The sequence below is a fragment of the Nonomuraea jiangxiensis genome (assembly GCF_900099965.1).
Classification (GTDB): domain Bacteria; phylum Actinomycetota; class Actinomycetes; order Streptosporangiales; family Streptosporangiaceae; genus Nonomuraea; species Nonomuraea jiangxiensis.
Genome location: NZ_FNDJ01000029.1, coordinates 80300 through 98851 on the forward strand (window position 1 = coordinate 80300; position 18552 = coordinate 98851).

The following is an 18552-nucleotide window of genomic DNA, read 5'->3' on the forward strand; positions in this document are numbered from 1 at the left end:
GCCCTGCCTTACGGGCTAGGGGGTCCGACCGGGCGGGTGGTGCTGGAGGTCGGCCACGACGGCGGCGTGGTCCGAGGGCCAGACCCCGGCCACCGGCCCGTCGGCGGCGCGGCGTACCGCGAGGACCCGGCCGAGCCCGTCCGGGCCGGGGGCGCCGACGTGGATGTAGTCGATCCGGGCGCTCGGCTCGAAGGTCGCGGCGACGTAGGGGTTCGCGGCGTCCCAGGTGACGGCGGGCGCCGCGGGGTCGGCGTACTCCCACGCGTCCAGCAGCACCTGGCCGGGCACCGCGGGAGCCGTCCGGTAGCCGCCGAGCAGCCGCATCTCGTCGGAGTCCGGCCAGGCGTTGTGGTCGCCGGTGACCACCGGCGGGAACGAGGTCCCGGCGCGGTGGGCGGCGACGAACCCGGCCAGGGCGACGACCTGCTCGCGGCGGACGGCCGACGCGTGCGGGGCCGCGGTCAGCTGCGTGGTGAAGAACGGCACGGGGTGGCCGGGCGCGTCCAGCCGGGCGTAGAGCGCCAGACGCCCGTCGTCCAGGTCCGCTCCGGCCGGTAACCGGATGACCGCCTGCTCCGTGACGGGCCACCGGCTGAGCACGGCGTTGCCGAGGTCGATCGCAGGGTCGCCGAGTCGTTCCCGCCATCTCCCGGGGGCGGGGGAGGGCGCCCAGGTCCAGTGCATCCCGAGCGCCGCGGCGAGCCGTCCCGCGAGGTTGTCCTCGCCCCTGGCCCACACCTCCTGCAGGCCCACGGCGTCGGGCCGCAGGTCGCGCAGGACGTCGAGGATCGCCTGCTGCCGTCGTTCCCATGGCCCGAAGCACCACCACAGGTTCCAGGTCATCACGCGCATCCGCCGCGGTGTCAGCCCTTCACGGAGCCGGCGAAGTTGAAGGAACCGGCGAGATACTTGTTGACCGCCACGTAGAGGATCACGGCGGGGGCCGTGTAGAGGATGGAGAAGGCGGCCAGCTCGCCGTAGGCCACCTGGCCGTACTCGGAGAAGAAGGTGAAGACCGTGACCGCGGCCGGCTGCTTCTCCGGTGCGTCCAGCAGGACGAACGGGGCGAAGAAGTTGCCCCACTGGCCGACGAACACGAAGATCGCCACCACCGCTATGCCCGGGGCCATCAGCGGGCCCACCACCGACGTCAGCGAGCGGAACCAGCCCGCCCCGTCCACCCAGGCGGCCTCCTCCAGGTTCACCGGCACGCCGTCCATGAAGTTCTTCATCATCCAGATCGAGAACGGCAGGGAGCTCGCCGTCAGGAAGAGCACCATCGCCGGCACCGAGCCGTACAGGTTGAACCGGAAGAACATCGCGTAGACCGGGACCAGGATCGCCGTCACCGGCAGGCCCGTGGTGAACAGCAGGGTCAGCATGAACGGGCGGCGGTAGCGGAGCTGGTAGCGCGAGAGGGGATAGGCGGCCAGGCCCGCCACCAGGACCGTCAGGACCGCCGTGGCGCCGGAGATGACCACCGAGTTGATCAGCGGGAGGATGGTGGTCTCCCAGGTCAGCACCGCTCTGAAGTTGTCCAGCGAGAACGCCGGCGTGAGGCTGGCGGACAGGGTGGCCGCCGGCTGGACCGAGGCGATCAGGACCCAGAGGAACGGGCCCACGAAGGCCAGCGCGATGACGAGCAGCGCCAGCGACGCGGCGGTCCGGGCGGCCAGTCTCGTCATGCGTCCTCCACTTTGATCAGGCGCAGGTAGACCAGGGAGAACAGGGCGCCGATCAGCAGCATGACCAGGGCGATGGCCGAGCCGTAGCCGATCTCGAAATAGCGGAACGCCTGCTCGTACATGTAGAGAGGGGTCGTCTGGCTGGCCGTTCCCGGGCCGCCGCCGGTCAGCGCGTAGATGAGGCCGAAGCTGGCGAGCGTCTGCAGGGTGATCAGCATCAGGTTGGCCATGATCGACCTGCGGATCAGCGGCAGCGTGATGTGCAGCAGGCGGCGGGCGGGGCCCGCGCCGTCCACGGCGGCGGCCTCCACCAGGTCGGTGGGGACCTCCGACAGGGCCGCCGAATAGACCAGCATCGAGAAGGCCGTGCCGCGCCAGATGTTGGCCAGGATCACCGCGACCATGGGCGCCGTGTAGAGCCACTCCTGGGAGATGCCGAGCACCGTGTTGAGCGTCCCGTCCTCGGCGAGGAAGGAGAACCAGCAGGCCGCCGCCACGACCTCGGGCATCACCCAGGCCGCGATGACCACTCCGTTGACGACGCTGCGGGTCACCCGGGCGCGCCCGCGCTGCAGCAGGGCGATGATCAGGCCCAGCGTGTTCTGGCCGATGACGGCCGAGCCGATGACGAAGACGAACGTGAGCAGGAACGAGTTGAGGAAGTTCGGGTCGCCGAAGAGCTTGACGAAGTTGGCCAGGCCCACGAACTGCGCGTTCACCGACGCCGAGCCGGTCAGGGTCTCGTTGGTGAAGGCGATGTAGACGCTCCACAGGACGGGGCCCGCCAGGAAAAGCGCCAGCAGGACGAGCGCCGGAGCCAGGGGGAGGAGCCGGCGCGCCGCCCGGCCCCGCCTGGACGGCCCGCGCGCGGGCGGGCTCGTCACGGGCGGGGGTGAGGGTGCGGTGGCGACCGTCACCGGGACAGGACCTTGTCGGCGCCGCCGACGGCCGCGGGCAGCGCCTTGACGTAGGCCGCCATGGCCTCCTCGGGCGTCCGCGCGCCCGTGGTGACGGCCTCCATGGCCTCCTGGATCTGGGCCGACACCTTCGGGTACGCCTCGAACGCCGGGCGGTAGTGGGTCACCGCGGCCAGGTCGGTGAAGAACTTGATGCTGGGATTGTCGGCGCTGTAGGCGGGATCGGCGGCCACGTCCTTGCGCGGGCTCAGGTCACCGGTGCCCACCGAGTAGGTCATGGAGCTCTCCTTGCTGGTGGCCACCGTGATGAAGTCGAACGCCTCCTTCTTGTCCTTGGCGTACGCGCTCATCGCGATGACCCAGCCGCCCGACATGCTGACCGCGCCCGGCTCCTGGCCGTTCTGCGTGGGCATGGCCGCCCAGCCGATCTTGTCCTTCCACTCCGGCCATGGCTTGCTGCCGGTCGGCTTCCAGGCGGAGGACGCCCACGCGCCGTCGAGGGAGATGCCGAGCTTGGCGGCCGGGAACCACTCGAACACCGTCTTGTCGTAGAGCTTGAGGTTGTGCGCGTCGGCCTGCCTGGGGCCGAGTTCCTCGCGGTAGATGGCGTTGACGAACGCCAGCGCGTCGGTGAAGTTCTTACCGCCGGCCACCCACTTCTGCTGGGTGTCGTCGTACAGGGTGCCGCCCGGCGTGCCGTACAGGAGCATCTCGAAGCCCTGCATGGTCGTGGCTTCTCCGTGCGCCTTCGTGGAGTACATGCTGAACGGGATCACGTCGGGGAGCTTCTGCTTGATCGTGCGGGCGGCGGTGAGGACGTCGTCCCAGGTCTTGGGCTCCCACGGGACCGGCAGGCCGGCCCTGGCGAAGACGTCCTTCTGGTACCACAGGCCCCGCGTGTCCGTGCTGATGGGGATGCCGTAGGTCTTGCCGTCGCCACCCCTGGCGGCCTGCTTGACCGAGTCGGGGAACTGGGTGCTCCAGTCGGGCCAGGTGGCCAGGTAGTCGTCGAGCGGGGCCAGCTTGCCGGCCGCCACGTCCGCGTTCACCTGGAAGGTGTCGTGGTAGTAGATGTCGGGCGCGGAGTCGGGGGAGCGGTTCAGCAGCGCCAGCTTGGTGTAGTAGACCTCGGAATGGCCCTGGACGGCGGTGAGCTTGACGGTGACGCCGGGGTGGGTGCTTTCGTACTGCTTCTTCGCGGCCGTGAGCATCTTCTCCAGATGCGGCCACGTGGGTTCGACCCTGTAGAGGACCTCGAGTTCCTTGCCGCCGGAGGACTCCCGCGCGGGATCGGCGCCGCAGCCGGCGACGGCCGCCAGCAGCAGGACCGAACCGGCCAGCCTACGTATCATCACGGCCTCCCCTGTTTCCATCGGGTTGCCGTGAAGGTAAATCTAGTTGATTTACTAAGTCAACACTTTGTGGTGACATAGCTCACATGCAACTGGGCACCAACCTGCCCAAGGTCGGCAGCTACAACCGGGCCGTGGTTCTCGAGGCCATCCAGACGTCGGACGGGATCAGCCGGGTGCAGATCGCCGCCCGGACCCGGCTCACCGCGCAGACCGTCTCGGTCATCGTGCGCAGGCTGCTGGAGGAGGGGCTGGTCGTCGAGGCCGGGTCGGCGCCGTCCCGTGGGGGCAAGCGGCGCACGATCCTGCGGGTGGACGCGCGGGCCGGGTTCGCCGTCGGAGTGCACTTCGATCCCCAGGAGATCTCCTGCGTACTGGCCGACCTGGCGGGGCGGCCGGTCACCCGGCTGCGCCTGCCGGTGCGGCCGGAAGCCGGGCCGGAGGCGGTGATCCGGCAGATGGCCAGGGCCGCGCGGCGGATCCTGCGGGAGGCCGAGGTGCCGGACGGCAAGGTGCTCGGAGTCGGCCTGGCCTGTCCCGGGCCGCTGGACGGGCAGGGCGTGATGGTGTCGCCGCCGCGGTTGCCGGGGTGGGACCAGGTGCCGATCAAGGGCTTGCTACGCGAGCACACGCGGTTCCCGGTGACCGTCGACAACGACGCCACGGCCGCCGCGATCGGGGAGCGGTGGGCGGGGATCGCCCGGTCCACGCCGAGCTTCGTCTACCTCTATCTCGGTACGGGCATCGGCGGCGGGATGTTCCTCGACAACCAGGTCTACCGGGGTAGGTCGCTGAACGCCGCCGAGTTCGGCCACATCACGGTCGACCCCGACGGGCCCGAGTGCTACTGCGGGAACCGGGGGTGCGTGGAGGCCGTCTGCTGCCCGAGTGCCATCGAGGCGGCCCTGGGCGGAACCCTCACGCATGCCGCCATCTGCGCGCGGGCCGCCGCGGGCGAGCCGGCGGAGCGGCGGGTGATCGAGCGGGTGGCGGGGCGGCTGGCCGCCGCCGCCGTGAGCGTGGTGAACATGCTGGACATCGACCTGCTCGTGCTCGGCGGGCCCGCGCTCGGGGAGGTGGGGGAGATCTACCGCGAGGTGATCGCGACGGCCGTCTCCAGCAGGCCGCTGGCCCGCCGGCTGCACGCCGTGCAGGTGCGGACCTCGCCGATCGCGGCCGACGCCGCGGCCATCGGGGCGGCCTCGCTGGTGTTCCACTCCACCTACGCGCCCCGGCTGGGGACCCTGCTCAGTGGCTAGGGCGCTGTTCGTGGTCATGGCCCCGCATCACCCGTCCAGGAGGCCGGCCTCGTCCCGCTCCGCCTGGGCCAGCAGGTCGCGCATGGCGTCCTCGGCGGCGTCCGGGTCGCCCTGGCGTACCGCGTCCAGGACCGCCTGGTGCGTGGCGGCGAACCCTGGGGGCTCGCCATGCGAACGTATCAAACGATCGCGGGCCCGTAACGCGGCGGCGATCACCACCTCCAGAGACTCCAGCAGTTCGTTGCCCGAGGCGGCGAGCACCACGCGGTGGAAGGCGACGTCCGCCTCGGTGTGCGCCGGCGGGTCGGCCACCGTGGCGGCCATCCGCTCGAACGCGGCCTCCAGCGCGGCCACGTCCTCCGCCGTGCGCCGGGCCGCCGCCAGCCGGGCCCCGGCCGGCTCGACCACGGCCCGGACCTCGGCCAGGTCGCGCAGCAGGTCGGAGCCGCCCCGCTGCGTGAACTGCCAGCGCAGCACGTCGGGATCCAGCAGTGACCAGTCCCCGCGCGGGCGGACGAACGTGCCCCGCTTGGGCCGGGCGTCCACCAGCCCCTTGGCGGCCAGGGTCTTGAGCGCCTCCCTGACCACGGTGTGACTGACCTGGTAACGACGGCCCAGCTCGACGGGGTCGAGATGCCCGGAGGGCGCGGGGTCGCCGCTCACGATCCGGCGGCCGAGATCCTCGACCACCTCACCGTGCATGCCTCGCCTCGGATAGCTCATCCACGCCTCCCGCCTCCCGCTAAAAGCTCATATTTTATGAAAATACGGCCAGGTCGACTGAGGTTCCGCTGCCAGGGCCGTCATCGGCCACTCGTGCGGTCCGGCGCGCCACAGCTGTCCCGGCGCGCCGGACCCACCGAGGGGAGCGTACGCGAGTGACTAGGCGCGCTTCATTCGGAGCGTGACGAGCTGGAACGGCCGCAGCGTCACGGGGATCGGGCCTTCGTGCCGCCGCGGCTCCTCGATCGGGCGTTCCAGCAGGTCGGTGGCGACGACCTCGGCGACAGGGAAACCGGGCGTGAGCGTCGCCCGGGTCCGCCCGCCCCGGGCCTCGTGGAAGCGGACGATCACGTCGCCGCTCTCGTCGTCGGCCAGCTTGACCGCCGTCACCACGACCGCGTCGTCGTCCACCACGACCAGCGGCGCCACCGGCGTGTCACCGGGGACGCGGCGTTCAGGCAGGTTGACGAAGTAGCCCTCGCGGACCGCGTCGCCGATCGCCGCGCCCGGCACCAGCGCGTGCCGGAAGCGGTGCAGGCCCTGGTCGGTCTCCGGGTCGGGGAAGCGCGGGGCGCGCAGCAGCGAGACGCGCACGACCGTGGTCGTGCCGGAGTCGCCCACCTCGCGGGTGACGTCGTGCCCGTAGGTGGAGTCGTTGACCAGGGCGACGCCCCAGCCTGGCTCCTCGACGTGCACGAAGCGGTGGTTGCACGCCTCGAACTTGGCCGCCTCCCAGCTGGTGTTGGTGTGGGTGGGGCGGAAGACGTGGCCGTACTGGCTTTCGGAGGCGTACCGGTCGGCGTGCACGTCCAGCGGGAAGGCCAGCTTGAGGAACTTCTCCGTCTCGTGCCAGTCGACCTCGGTCTCGATGTCGAGCCGCCGGCCGGACAGGGTGAGCAGTTGCCGCACCCGCGACGAGCCGAACGAGCGGACGACCTGGACCGAGCTTCCCTCCAGGCTCACCTCATCGGCTTCGGTCAGGTCGGTGACGGTGGCGCGGTAGAAGGCGTCCACGTCCCAGGCGTCCCACTTGTTGGGCAGGTCGGGGTGGAGTTGCAGGAGGTTGGCGGCCCGGCCGGGCGCGACCGTCTCACGGCCGGCGGCCAGGTCGTAGACGGACACGACCAGGCCGCGGGCGTCGATCTCCACCCTGAGCACGCCGTTGTCCAGCACGTAACCGCCCTCGGCGCGGGCGCGCGCCTCCGCCGCGGGCTCGGTCACGGCGGGGGCGGCGGCTCCGGCCGCTACCCCGTGCCGGGCGTGCGGGGCGGCGTTGAAGACCAGCGTGCCTGTGCCCGTGCCGTCCCCGGCCAGTGAGCGCTGGGCGGTGTCGATGATGGCGTTCAGCTCCGCCGCCACCGCCGCGTACGTCTTCGCCGCCTCCCGGTGCACCCACGCGATCGACGAGCCGGGCAGGATGTCGTGGAACTGGTGCAGCAGCACCGTCTTCCAGATCCGGTCCAGCCCCGCGTACGGGTAGGCGGCGCCCGTCCGCACGGCGGCCGTCGCGGCCCAGAGCTCGGCCTCCCGCAGCAGGGCTTCGCTGCGCCGGTTGCCCTGCTTGGTCCTGGCCTGGCTGGTGAGGGTGGCGCGGTGCAGCTCCAGGTAGAGCTCGCCCACCCAGACCGGCGGGTTCGGATGCTCGGCCTCGGCCTTGTCGAAGAAGGCAGCGGGCGCCTCCCAGGTGACCGCGGCCGAACCCTCCAGGTCGCGCGTCCGGGCGGCCTTGGCCACCATCTCGCGCGTCGTGCCGCCGCCCCCGTCGCCCCACCCGGTCGGAGCCAGCGAGTGCCGCGCCACGCCCTTGTCCTTGAAGTTGCGCACGGCGTGCGCCAGCTCGCCCCCGGTCATCGAGCAGTTGTAGGTGTCCACCGGCGGGAAGTGCGTGAAGACCCGCGACCCGTCGATGCCCTCCCACAGGAACGTGTGGTGCGGGAACGTGTTGGTCTGGCTCCACGAGATCTTCTGCGTGAGCAGCCGCCTCGACCCCGCCGCCCGGATGATCTGCGGCAGCCCGGCCGCGAACCCGAACGTGTCCGGCAGCCACACCTCGTCGTTCTCGATGCCGAACTCGTCGATGAAGAACCGCTTGCCGTGCACGAACTGCCGGGCCATCGCCTCGGAGCCGGGCATGTTCGTGTCGGACTCCACCCACATGCCGCCCGTCGGGACGAACCGGCCGGTGGCCACCGCCTTGGTCACCTTCGCCCACACCTCGGGCCGGTGCTCCTTGATCCACGCCCACTGCTGGGCCTGCGACATCGCGAACACGAAGTCCGGCTCGTCCTCCAGCAGCGCGGTCATGTTCGAGGCGGTGCGGGCCACCTTGCGTACGGTCTCGCGCAGCGGCCACAGCCAGGCCGAGTCGATGTGCGCGTGCCCGACCGCGCTGATCCGGTGCGCCGAGGGCGTCGCGGGGGCGGCGAGCACCCCGGCCAGCTCGGCGCGGGCGGCCGCCGCCGTCGCGTTGACGTCTTGGAGGTCCACCGCGTCCAGCGCCCGGCTCACCGCCCGCAGCAGCTCCCAGCGACGGGCGCCGTCCACCGGCAGCTCCAGCATGAGCTCGCCCACCACCTCCAGATCCATCACCAGCTCCCAGACCGTCTTGTCGAAGACGGCCAGGTCCATCCGGGCGATCCGGTATTGAGGCTCGTCGCCCGCCGTCTCCTTGTCGCCCAGCGGTGTCGGCTGGAACGGGACGGGGCCGAAGATGATCGGGTTGGAGGCGGCCTCGATGCGCAGCTCGACGTGCTCGCCGCCGGCGGCCGGGGCGGCCACGCGTACCCACTGGTTGCGGGGGTTGAGGCCCTTCACCGGGGTGCCGTCGGGGCGGTAGACCAGGCCCTCGCACTGGAAGCCCGGCATGTTCCGCTCGAAGCCCAGGTCGAGCAGGGCCTCCACGGTCCTGCCCGCCCACTCCCCGGGCACCGTGCCGGTGACCGTGAACCAGCTCGTGCCCCACGGCGCGCCCCACGCCTGGCCCACCGCGATCGGCTCGGGCGTCGCGGCCAGCCCCTCGGCCACCGGTACGGGCTCCCCGGGCGCGTGCCAGACCGCCACGTCCAGCGGCACGGACTCGGGATAGACGGCCGGGCGGATCCGCTCGTTCAGCACCCGCTTCAGCCGGGCTTCCACCAGGTCACGGTCGTCATGCATCAGAGGCTCCTTAGAAAACCCGATGATAAATCACGATTTAACGGCACCTATGCGTCGACGTACACACGGCACCACCGGCACCACAGAACGTCATTGGGTCTCCCCCTCCTCCGCCCTTATTCCTTACCATCACATCGGCCCGCAAGATCGGGGGCTGCTGATCGTGTGCGGCCTCCTGCGGAGGCCCCCCAGCCGCAGGAGGCCCACTCCCCGGAGTGGGCCCGCCGCCCGGGCCGCGCCGGGCGTCAGGGGGATCCCGCCAGCCGCTCGTGCAGCGCCGCGGCGAACTCGGCCGGGCTCCTGAGATAGCCGACGTGGTCGCCGGGCAGCTCCACGGCGGTGACTCCGAGGTGCTCCGCCACCGCCAGCGTGCAGCGGTGCATCAGCTTGCCCCGGGACTGCGCGCCACTGGCCAGCACGAGCGGGGCGCCGCGCAGCGCCACCGGATCGGGGACGAACCGGCTGAAGGAGCGCAGCTCGTAGAGCAGGCTCGTCTCCATGTTGGCGGCCATCCTGGCCAGCATGTCGCGCACCCAGGCGGGCAGCCCGGGGTCCGGCTCCGGTGGCGCGGCCACCCCGGTCTCCTCGCCGAACCTGCGCATCGCCGGGCCGACGCCCTCGCGCCGCCCCAGGTCCACCGCCTCCTGCGCCAGCCTCCGCCACCGCGCCGCGTCGGGCAGCAGGTCGAACGCGGGCGGCTCGTGCGCGACCAGCCGCCGGACCCTGGCGGGGTGGCGGGCCAGCAGGTCGAGGGCGATGAGGGCGCCGGAATGGGTGCCGAACACGTAGGCGGCCTCCGGGCCGGAGGCGTCGATCAGCCCCAGGGCGTCGTCGGCGTGCTCCGCGACCCGCTGCTCGGCCGGCGGGCCGGTGAAGGGGCTGCGGGTGGTGCCGCGGCGGTCATAGGTGATCACCGTGTAGCGGCGGGCGAGCGCCTCGGCCAGCGGCCCGGCCATCGCCGCGTCGCCACCGCCGCCGAGGATCGTCAGCAGGACCGGTCCCGATCCGCGGGCCTCGTAGTAGAGCTCCGCGCCGGGCGTCGTCAGCATTCCACTGTCCATGGTGCGCCTACCATATGACGGCAGGCGCCCGAATCGGGGGCTCCTACCGGTTGCCGGGGATGGCCGCGAGCAGTTCGCGGGTGTAGTCGTGGGCGGGGCGGTCGAAGATCTCCTCGGCGGTGCCGCTCTCCACGATCCGGCCCTCGCGCATGACGTGCACCGCGTGCGAGATCATCCGTACCACGGCCAGGTCGTGGCTGATGAACAGGTAGCTGAGCCCCAGCTCCCGCTGCAGCTCGGCCAGCAGCTCCAGGATCTGCGCCTGGACCAGCACGTCGAGCGCGGAGACGGCCTCGTCGAGCACGACCAGCTCGGGGGAGAGCGCCAGCGCCCTGGCGATGGCCACCCGCTGGCGCTGCCCGCCGGACAGCTCGTGCGGCAGCCGCTCGGCCATCGACGCCGGCAGCGCCACCTTCTCCAGCAGCTCGGCGACGGCCTTCGCGCGCTCGGCCGGGCCGCCGACGCGGTGCACGCGCAGCGGCTCGGCGATCGACTTCCCGACCGGATAGCGGGGGTCCAGCGAGGCGTACGGGTTCTGGAACACCGGCTGCACCCGCCTGCGGAACGCGAACAGCTCCCGCCGGCCCAGCCCGGCCAGCTCCGTCCCGTCGAAGCGGATGCTGCCCGAGGTGGCCTCCTCCAGGCCGAGCAGCAGGTTGGCGGTCGTCGACTTGCCCGAGCCGGACTCGCCCACGATCGACACGGTACGGCCGCGCGGGATGCCGAACGAGACTCCGGCCACGGCCGCGATCTCCGTCCCGCCACCCCTGAGGGGGAAGACCTTGGTCAGGTCCTCCACCACGGCCAGGTCCTCGGCGGGCCCCGGCGGCTCCGGCACCCGTACCGACGACAGGCTCGGCACGGCCCGCAGCAGCCGCCTGGTGTACTCGTGCGCCGGCTCGGCCAGGATGCCGCCCGCCGGACCCGTCTCGACGATCTCGCCCCGGTACATGACGGCCACCACGTCCGCCCGCTCCGCCGCCAGCGCCAGATCGTGCGTGATGAGGAGGATCGCCGTGCCCATCTCGGCGGTGAGCCGGCCGAGCTGGTCGAGGATGCGCCGCTGCACGGTCACGTCCAGCGCGGAGGTCGGCTCGTCGGCGATGAGCAGCTGGGGCCGGCAGGCCAGCCCCATGGCGATCAGCGCCCGCTGCCGCATGCCGCCGGAGAACTCGTGCGGGTACTGCCGGGCCCGCCGCGCCGCGTCGGGCAGGCCCATCAGCTCCAGCAGCTCCACGGCCCGCGACCGGGCGGCCCGGCCGGCGGCGACGCCGTGCACGTCGAGCGCCTCGGCGATCTGGTCGCCGATGCGCATGAGCGGGTTGAGGTTCGACATCGGGTCCTGCGGGACCAGGCCGATGCGGGCGCCGCGGATCGCGGTCATCTCGCGCCGGCTCGCCGTGGCCAGGTCACGCCCGTCGAAGACCACCCGGCCGCCGGTGATCCGGCCGTTGCCGGGCAGCAGCCGGTTGACCGCGGCCGCCGTCGTGGTCTTGCCCGACCCGGATTCGCCGACGACCGCCACGGTCTGGCCCGGCAGGATGTCCAGGGAGACGTTCCTGACGGCGGGGACGTCCTGCCCGCGGACGCGGAAGGCGACCGAGAGGTCACGGATCTCCAGCAGCGGGCTCATGCGGTCCCCGAGCGTTGGGCGGCGACCTGCAGCAGGTCGTACCAGAGGTCCTCGGTGGGCGTGGGCGCGCCGTCCACCAGCAGGCGGTTGCTCGCCAGGGCCAGGGCGACGTCGCGGCCGGGCACGAACCCGACCGCGCAGCCCACGTAGCCGGGGTGGCCGAGCACGGTGACGGTCTCGTCCGCCAGCCGCAGGGCGTACCTGCGGAAGCCGAGCGCCTGCTCCGGGTCCGGGCCGGGCGCGAAGAACTCCTCGGCGACCTCGGGCCGCCACAGGTGGTCGTGCTCCTCGTACCGGGACAGCGCCAGGCCGTAGCGCAGCAGGTCGGGCACCGTCGAGAACAGCCCGGCGTGCCCGGAGACCCCGCCGAAGGCGTGGTGGGCGTTGCCGTCGGCGACCTGCCCGAGCACCGGCCCGCTCCGCCAGCGGGCGAAGTCGGTGCTGCGGTAGGGGACGGGGTAGGGCCGCCCGGTGTCGAGCATGGTCATCTCGGCCCGGTCGTCCAGGGCGCCCATGGCCACCTCGGGGTCCGCGGGGGCGGCGTAGACGGTCGAGTCCAGGCCGAGCGGCCCGGTGACCAGCTCGGCCACCGCCCGGTCCAGGCCGAGCCCGGTGACGGCCTCGACGATCCGGCCGAGCAGGATGAAACCGAGGTCGGAGTAGTGCCGGGCGCGGCCTGGCCGGTAGCGAGGGGGCGGCAGCAGCGGCTGGATGTACACCGGCCACCACTCCCACAACCCGCCCCGGTGCAGCAGCAGGTCCCGTACGGTGATCGCCGCGTACGACCGTGCCAGGTACGCGCTCAGCGGCGCGTCCAGATCGACCAGCCGGTCGGACACCAGCCGGATGAGCGCCGTCGTGGTGGCCACGACCTTCGTCACCGAGGCGAGGTCGTGGTGGGTGTCCAGGGTCATGGGAGCATCGCCCGCCAGCTCGCCGCCCACCCGGCGCACGGTGCGGTGGCCGGCGCACTCGGTGAGCTCGAACCAGGGCGCGCGGGCGGCCATGACCAGCCCGGGCGGCCGGGCCACGCCCATCGCGGCCCCGGCGGGATCGCGCGGGTCGGGAGGACCGGCCGGGTGCCGCCCGCCGGGTCGAAGGGGACGGGCCGGGATCCCCGGACCGGCGGAAGCAGCGGGATACCGCGGCTCAGGGGGACCGGCCGGATAACGGGGCTCGGGGGAACCGGCCGGATAGCGCGGGTCCGGGGGACCGGCGGGGTAGCGGGGGTCCGGGGTGCCGGGCGGGCTCATCGGGACAGCACCAGGGAGCGCGGCGGCTCGGCGAGCGGCTCGGGCAGGACCAGCGGCCCGGCGCCCGGCGTCAGCGTGCCGAGGACGCGGGCACCGGCGGCGCCGGTCCCGCCGGGCACCGTTCCCGGCAGGCCGTGCGCGCTCAGCCAGCCGATCAGGGCGAACGCGATGGCCTCCTTGTCGTCGGCGGGCGCGCCGAGGTCGTCGGACGGCACCACGCGCACGCCGGGCAGCGCCGCCCGCAGCCCTGCCATGATCACCGGGTTGCGGCAGCCGCCGCCCGAGACGACCAGCGTGCCGATCCCGGCGGCCAGCACGTCCCTGGCGACCGTGCGCACGGTCAGCTCGGTCAGCGTCGCCACCAGGTCGGCGTCCCCCACCTCGCGCCCGGCCCTGGCCAGCGCCGCCGTCACGTAGCCGAGGTGGAACAGCTCCTTGCCGGTGCTCTTCGGCGCCGCCAGCCCGTAGTAAGGCTCGTCCAGCAGCACCTCCAGCAGCCGCTCGTCCACCTGTCCAGCGGCGGCGATCCGGCCGTCCTCGTCGAAGCCGCGGGGGTTCAGGCCCCGGCTGGTCACCACGGCGTCGATCAGCGCGTTCGCGGGGCCGAGGTCGTAGGCGTACAGGGAGTCCCCGCGTACCACGGTCATGTTGGCGATGCCGCCCAGGTTGAGCGCCGCCGCGCCGCCCTCGTACGCGCCGAGCAGCAGCCCGTCCAGCACCGACACCAGCGGCGCCCCGTGCCCGCCCGCCGTGATGTCGCGGATCCGCACGTCCGACAGCACCGGCGTCCCGGTCCGCTCGGCGATCCACGCGGGCTGCCCGATCTGCAGCGTGCCCAGCGCGTGCGCGCCCTCCACCCAGTGGAACACCGTCTGCCCGTGGGACACGATCAGGTCCACGGGACCGCCCCGCGCGATGGCCTCAGCCGCCGCGGCGGCGAAGCTCTGCCCGATCAGCGTGTCGAGCACGCACACCTCGGCCAGCGTGGTCGGCGCGGGCGGGAGCGCCGCGATCAGCCGGGCCCGCAACCCGCCCGGGTACGGCGTGCTCGCGGTGTGCCCGACCCGCCCCCGCAGCACGCTCCCGTCGCGCTCGAAGTCCACCACGGCCACGTCGATCCCGTCGTGCGACGTGCCGGAGATCATTCCCAGAACTCTCAATGTCTTCCTCGGTTCCGCGGATCGAGGGTGTCGCGCAGGCCGTCGCCGAGCAGGTTCAGACCCACCACGAGCAGGACGACCACGGCCCCTGGCGCGATCAGCGTCCACGGGGCCACGAACACCAGGCTGCGCGCCTCGAAGATCATCGAGCCGAGCGACGGCGCGGGCGGCGGCGTGCCCAGGCCCAGGAAGCTCAGCGACGCCTCGGTCAGCACGGCCCACGACAGGGACAGGGCGACCTGGATGACGACGATCGAGGCGATGTTCGGCAACACGTGCCGGACCATGATCTGGAAGCGGCTCTGGCCGGTGGCGACGGCCGCTTTCACGTACTCGATCTCCCGCAGGGACAGCACGGGGCCGCGGGTGACGCGGATGAAGATCGGCACGTAGACGATCGCGATGGCCACGGCCACCGTGAACCAGTCGCGAGCCAGTACGGACGCCAGCGACAGCGCCAGCAGCAGCGGCGGGAAGGCGAACAGCACGTTCGTCACCCCGCCGATCGCGCCGTCGGCGAAACCGCGGTAGAAGCCCGCCACCAGCCCGCCCAGCGTGCCCACCACGGTCGCGAACGCCACCGCCACCACCGCGATGAGCGCCGAGTTGCCCACCCCGGCGGCCACCCGCGAGAACACGTCCCGGCCGAACTGGTCGGTCCCGAACAGGTGCGCCCCCGACGGCCCGAGGAAGCGCGACGCCGGATGCTGCGCCACCGGATCGTACGGCAGCAACCCCAGGTACGACAGCACCGCCACGACCGCCAGCAGCACCAGGACGACCACGCCCGCGACCCCGGCCGGACTGCGCCGTGCCAAAGCGGTCATGACGCCCTCACCCGCGGGTCCACGATTCGGTAGAGCGCGTCCGTCAGCAGGTTGACCAGCACGAACGCCAGCGCGATCACCAGCACCGTGCTCTGCACGACCGCGTACTCCTTCTGCTGGATGCCCAGCAGCACCTGCCGGCCGATGCCCGGCACGGAGAAGATCTGCTCCACCACGACCGCGCCGCCGAGCAGGTAACCGAACTGCAGCCCGGTCATGGTCACGATCGGCACGAGCGCGTTGCCGAGCACGTGCCTGACCTGCAGCCGCCGCTCCGGCACGCCCTTGGCACGGGCGGTGCGGACGAAGTCCTCCGAGCGCACCTCCAGCACCGCCGCGCGGGTCGTGCGCAGGATCGGCGCCGCGATGCCGAAGCCCAGCACGAGCGCGGGCAGGATCATCTGCTGCAGGTTGAGCAGCGGGTCCTCGGCCGGCGTGGCGAAGGCGCGGCCGTTGGGGTTGAAGCCGAACGACGCGGACAAGACCGACAGCAACGTCGTGGCCAGCAGGAACGACGGGATCGACAGCCCCGCCAGGCTCACGATCTGCCCGGCGGCGTCGCGCGGGGAGCCGGCCCGCGAGGCCGCCAGCGTCCCGAGCGGCACCCCGATGAGCAGGGCCAGCACGATCGAGAGCACCGCCAGCTCGACCGTCACGGGCAGCGAGTGCAGGGTCAGCTCCAGCACGCTCTGCTGGTTGCGCGCCGAGTAGCCGAGGTTGCCGGTGAACAGGTTGCCCAGCCAGGTGAAGAACTGCGTGACCAGCGGCTGGTCCAGGCCGTAGTAGCGCTCCAGGGCCTGCAGCTGGGCGGGGGTGAGGCCGGCCGCCTCCGTGCCGAGCCCGGCGGTGATCTGGTCGCCGGGGATCGCCCGGAGCATGACGAACACCAGCACGGCCACCCCGAACAGGGTGCCCACCGTGCTCGCCACCCGCCGGACGACGCGGTTGCGTACGAACCCCCGCATCAGCCGGCGGACGTCGTACGCAGGTACTGCAGCGACCCGTTGGCCATCGGGACGAATCCCCGCACCCCGGCCGTGGTGGCGGTGTAGGTGTAGCCGGAGAACAGCCAGATCCACACGGCGTTGTCCTCCAGGTGGGCCGACACCTGGTCGTAGATCGCCTTGCGGGCGGCCTGGTCGGTCGTCGCCTTGCCGTCGGCGAACAGCTTGTCCAGCTCGGGTGAGCTGTATCCGGCGACCCGGTTGAAGTTGCCGCCGCTGGTGAAGTAGCGGCCGTAGGAGCCGTCGGGGTCGGGACGCCCGCCGTTCAGCGCGACGGCCGCGTCGAAGTCGGCCGCGTTCCAGCGGTCCACGTACGCGCCCGACTCCAGCACCTCCAGTTCCAGGTTGATCTTGGCCTCGGCGAGCTGCGCCTTGAGGTTCTGGGCCTCGTTGACCGAGGTGGCGTATTCGCCCTGGGAGACGATCGTCTTGAGGGTCACCCCGCCCGACTTACCCGCCTTGCCAAGGTACTCGGCCGCCTTGGCGAGGTCACGGGCGGGGCAGGGGCGCCGGGCCGGGTCCGACTTGAAGGCCGGTGAGGTGATCGGCCCGACCACCTCGCCCTCACCGAGCGCGGCCGTGTCGAGCACCTGCTTGCGGTCGATCGCGCACTGGATCGCCAGCCGCACGTTGACGTCGGCGAGCTCGCCCCGCCGCGCGTTGAGCTGCAGCACGTGGTAGTTGAGCTGCGGCGTCCTGGTCAGGCCGACGCCGGCGGCCTGCGCGGTCCGCGCGACCAGGGGGTCGTTGAGCACCGTGAGCTGCACGTTGCCCGACTGCATCGCCGCCACGATGGAGGACTCGTCGGGGATCACGCGGAACTCGATCGCGCTCACCTTCGGCTTGTCGGCGCCCCACCACCGGTCGTTCCTGGCCAGCGTGATCGACTGGCTGGCCGTCCGGCTGCGCAGCGTGAACGGGCCGGTGCCGTTGGGCCGGGTGCTGAGCTCGGCCTCGGTGGCGCCGGTGGACAGCATCGCCAGGTTGACCGTGGCCAGGTTGGCGGGCAGCGCGGCGTCGGGGCCGGTCAGCTCCAGCACCACGGTGGACGGGTCGGGGGCCGTGACGGACTTGACCGACGACAGCGACGCCCGCGCCACGGCCGCCGTGGCCGGGGCCATGATCTGGTCGAGCGACCACTTGACGTCCTCGGAGTCGAACGCGCTGCCGTCGCCGAACGTGACGCCCTGGCGCAGCTTGAGGGTGAGCTTCCGGCCGTCGTCCGAGGTCTTCCAGGACTCTGCCAGCCCCGGCACCACGTTGAGGTCCTTGTCGAACTCGGTCAGCGTCCCGTACAGGTTCTGCAGCACGTTCACGGCCGTGAACTGGGTGGCCTTCCAGGGGAAGAAGGTGTCGGGGTCGGAAGTCACGCCGACCACGAGGGTTTTGCCGGCGGCCGGGCCGGTGCCGGCGGGGGACCCGGAGGAGGACGAACAGCCGGCGAGGGCGATCACCAGCGCGGAGGTGACGCCGATCGCGGAGAGCCGGCCACGAGGCATGTGGTCTCCTCAGGAACAGCGGTCATAAAATTACGCAGACCTTATCACTGAGGTAAATATTTTCCTTCGCGGGATGGACGGACGATGGCCGAGGACGCAGGCACCCTGCTGATCCGCATCCGGGCTGCCATGCCCGCGCTGCGGCCGTCGGAGCGGCGCGTCGCCGAGGAGTTCGCCGTCGCCCCCGGCGCCGCCGCGAACCTGTCCATCGCCCAGGTCGCCGCCCGCTGCCGGACCTCCACCACCTCGGTGGTGCGCTTCTACCAGCGCATGGGGTACGCCCACTACAAGGACTTCCGGATCGACCTGGCCAGGGCGGTGGCCCGCGACGAGCTGGTCACCTCCAGCCTGCCGGAGGCGTCCGGCGACATCGACCGGCACGACAGCCTCGGGGGCATCGTCTCCAAGCTGGCCATGTCCGAGACGTTGTCCATCGCCGACACGGCGCGGTCGATGGACCTGGAGGCCCTGGCCGAGGCGGTGGCGTTGCTGGCGCGGGCGCGCAGGATCGACGGCTTCGGGGTGGGCGCCAGTTCGCTCGTGGGGCTCGACCTGCAGCAGAAGTTGTCGCGCATCGGGCGTACCGCGATCAACTGGCCGGACGCGCACTCGGCCTGGACGGCGGCGGCGACGCTTGACCGCGCCTGCGTGGCGGTGGCCGTCTCGCACACCGGGGCCACCGTGGACACGGTCGAGTTCCTGGCCATCGCCCGCAGGTCCGGGGCCTCCACCGTGGCCGTCACGAACTTCCGGGACTCGCCGCTGGCGGCCGCCGCCGATGTGACCTTGACCACTGCCGCCCGCGAGACCCGGTTCCGCCCGGCCGCCCTGGGCAGCCGCATCGCCCAGCTCATGGTGGTGGACTGCCTGTTCACCGGCGTCGCGCAGGCGTCGTACGACGCGTCGATGGCGGCGCTGCGCGACACGTACGCGGTGGTGCACGACCGCGTGATCCACAAACGGGCCTAGGCGGGTGGCAAGCCGGTAACAGGTTCACAGGTGTCATTCACCTGCGGTTCACTG

General features: G+C 72.2%; 15 protein-coding genes. 2 read left to right on the forward strand and 13 right to left on the reverse strand.

The features are described from left to right. Nucleotides 1-15: 15 nt before the first annotated feature. The 4 genes from BLS95_RS43260 to BLS95_RS43275 are packed head-to-tail and all read right to left on the reverse strand — an operon-like array spanning nt 16 to nt 3954. On the reverse strand, nt 16-843 hold the full coding sequence (locus BLS95_RS43260) for an endonuclease/exonuclease/phosphatase family protein (protein WP_218136263.1): 828 nt from the start codon (nt 841-843) through the stop codon (nt 16-18). A gap of 20 nt (nt 844-863) precedes the next feature. Beyond that, entirely contained in the window at nt 864-1685 is an 822-nt protein-coding gene (locus tag BLS95_RS43265; RefSeq protein ID WP_090945417.1) for a carbohydrate ABC transporter permease, read from the reverse strand. Further along, nucleotides 1682-2602 (reverse strand): carbohydrate ABC transporter permease, encoded by a 921-nt coding sequence (locus BLS95_RS43270; RefSeq protein ID WP_090945418.1) that lies wholly within the window; start codon nt 2600-2602, stop codon nt 1682-1684. Before BLS95_RS43270 ends, BLS95_RS43265 begins: the two co-directional genes overlap by 4 nt. Further along, the gene (locus tag BLS95_RS43275; protein WP_176993687.1) at nt 2599-3954 is read right to left on the reverse strand and encodes an extracellular solute-binding protein; all 1356 of its coding nucleotides are present in this window, start codon (nt 3952-3954) and stop codon (nt 2599-2601) included. Before BLS95_RS43275 ends, BLS95_RS43270 begins: the two co-directional genes overlap by 4 nt. A gap of 86 nt (nt 3955-4040) precedes the next feature. Between BLS95_RS43275 and BLS95_RS43280 the strand changes: the two genes are divergently transcribed. Next, the gene (locus BLS95_RS43280; RefSeq protein WP_090945420.1) at nt 4041-5213 is read left to right on the forward strand and encodes an ROK family transcriptional regulator; all 1173 of its coding nucleotides are present in this window, start codon (nt 4041-4043) and stop codon (nt 5211-5213) included. Nucleotides 5214-5240: 27 nt separating this feature from the next. Here the strand turns inward: BLS95_RS43280 and BLS95_RS43285 are convergent, their stop codons facing one another. The 9 genes from BLS95_RS43285 to BLS95_RS43325 all read right to left on the reverse strand — a co-directional run bounded on the left by BLS95_RS43285 (nt 5241) and on the right by BLS95_RS43325 (nt 17529). Beyond that, nucleotides 5241-5936 carry a FadR/GntR family transcriptional regulator gene (locus BLS95_RS43285; protein WP_090945421.1) on the reverse strand — a complete coding sequence of 232 codons (696 nt, stop codon included), beginning with the start codon at nt 5934-5936 and terminating at the stop codon, nt 5241-5243. Nucleotides 5937-6095: 159 nt separating this feature from the next. Next, complete coding sequence (locus BLS95_RS43290) at nt 6096-9092, reverse strand: alpha-mannosidase (protein WP_090945422.1); 2997 nt, start codon at nt 9090-9092, stop codon at nt 6096-6098. Nucleotides 9093-9337: 245 nt separating this feature from the next. Beyond that, nucleotides 9338-10141 carry an alpha/beta fold hydrolase gene (locus BLS95_RS43295; RefSeq protein WP_218136264.1) on the reverse strand — a complete coding sequence of 268 codons (804 nt, stop codon included), beginning with the start codon at nt 10139-10141 and terminating at the stop codon, nt 9338-9340. A 55-nt stretch (nt 10142-10196) separates the two neighbouring features. After that, a complete protein-coding gene (locus tag BLS95_RS43300; protein ID WP_090945424.1) occupies nt 10197-11786 on the reverse strand; it encodes an ABC transporter ATP-binding protein in 1590 nt (529 codons plus the stop codon). Further along, nucleotides 11783-13039, reverse strand: a complete 1257-nt coding sequence (locus tag BLS95_RS43305) for a serine hydrolase domain-containing protein (RefSeq protein WP_090945425.1) — start codon at nt 13037-13039, stop codon at nt 11783-11785. Before BLS95_RS43305 ends, BLS95_RS43300 begins: the two co-directional genes overlap by 4 nt. Continuing rightward, entirely contained in the window at nt 13036-14184 is a 1149-nt protein-coding gene (locus BLS95_RS43310) for an anhydro-N-acetylmuramic acid kinase (RefSeq protein WP_090945426.1), read from the reverse strand. Before BLS95_RS43310 ends, BLS95_RS43305 begins: the two co-directional genes overlap by 4 nt. An 11-nt stretch (nt 14185-14195) precedes the next feature. Next, nucleotides 14196-15026, reverse strand: coding sequence for an ABC transporter permease (locus BLS95_RS43315; protein WP_090945427.1), 831 nt, complete (start codon nt 15024-15026; stop codon nt 14196-14198). Next, a complete protein-coding gene (locus BLS95_RS43320; protein ID WP_090945428.1) occupies nt 15023-15991 on the reverse strand; it encodes an ABC transporter permease in 969 nt (322 codons plus the stop codon). The genes BLS95_RS43315 and BLS95_RS43320 overlap by 4 nt, the downstream gene beginning before the upstream one ends. Next, nucleotides 15991-17529: an ABC transporter substrate-binding protein gene (locus tag BLS95_RS43325; RefSeq protein WP_090945429.1), complete on the reverse strand. Its 1539-nt coding sequence runs from the start codon at nt 17527-17529 to the stop codon at nt 15991-15993. The genes BLS95_RS43320 and BLS95_RS43325 overlap by 1 nt, the downstream gene beginning before the upstream one ends. Before the next feature lie 84 nt (nt 17530-17613). On the opposite strand from BLS95_RS43325, the gene BLS95_RS43330 reads away from it, so the two are divergent. After that, nucleotides 17614-18498: a MurR/RpiR family transcriptional regulator gene (locus tag BLS95_RS43330; protein WP_090945430.1), complete on the forward strand. Its 885-nt coding sequence runs from the start codon at nt 17614-17616 to the stop codon at nt 18496-18498. Nucleotides 18499-18552: the final 54 nt, after the last annotated feature.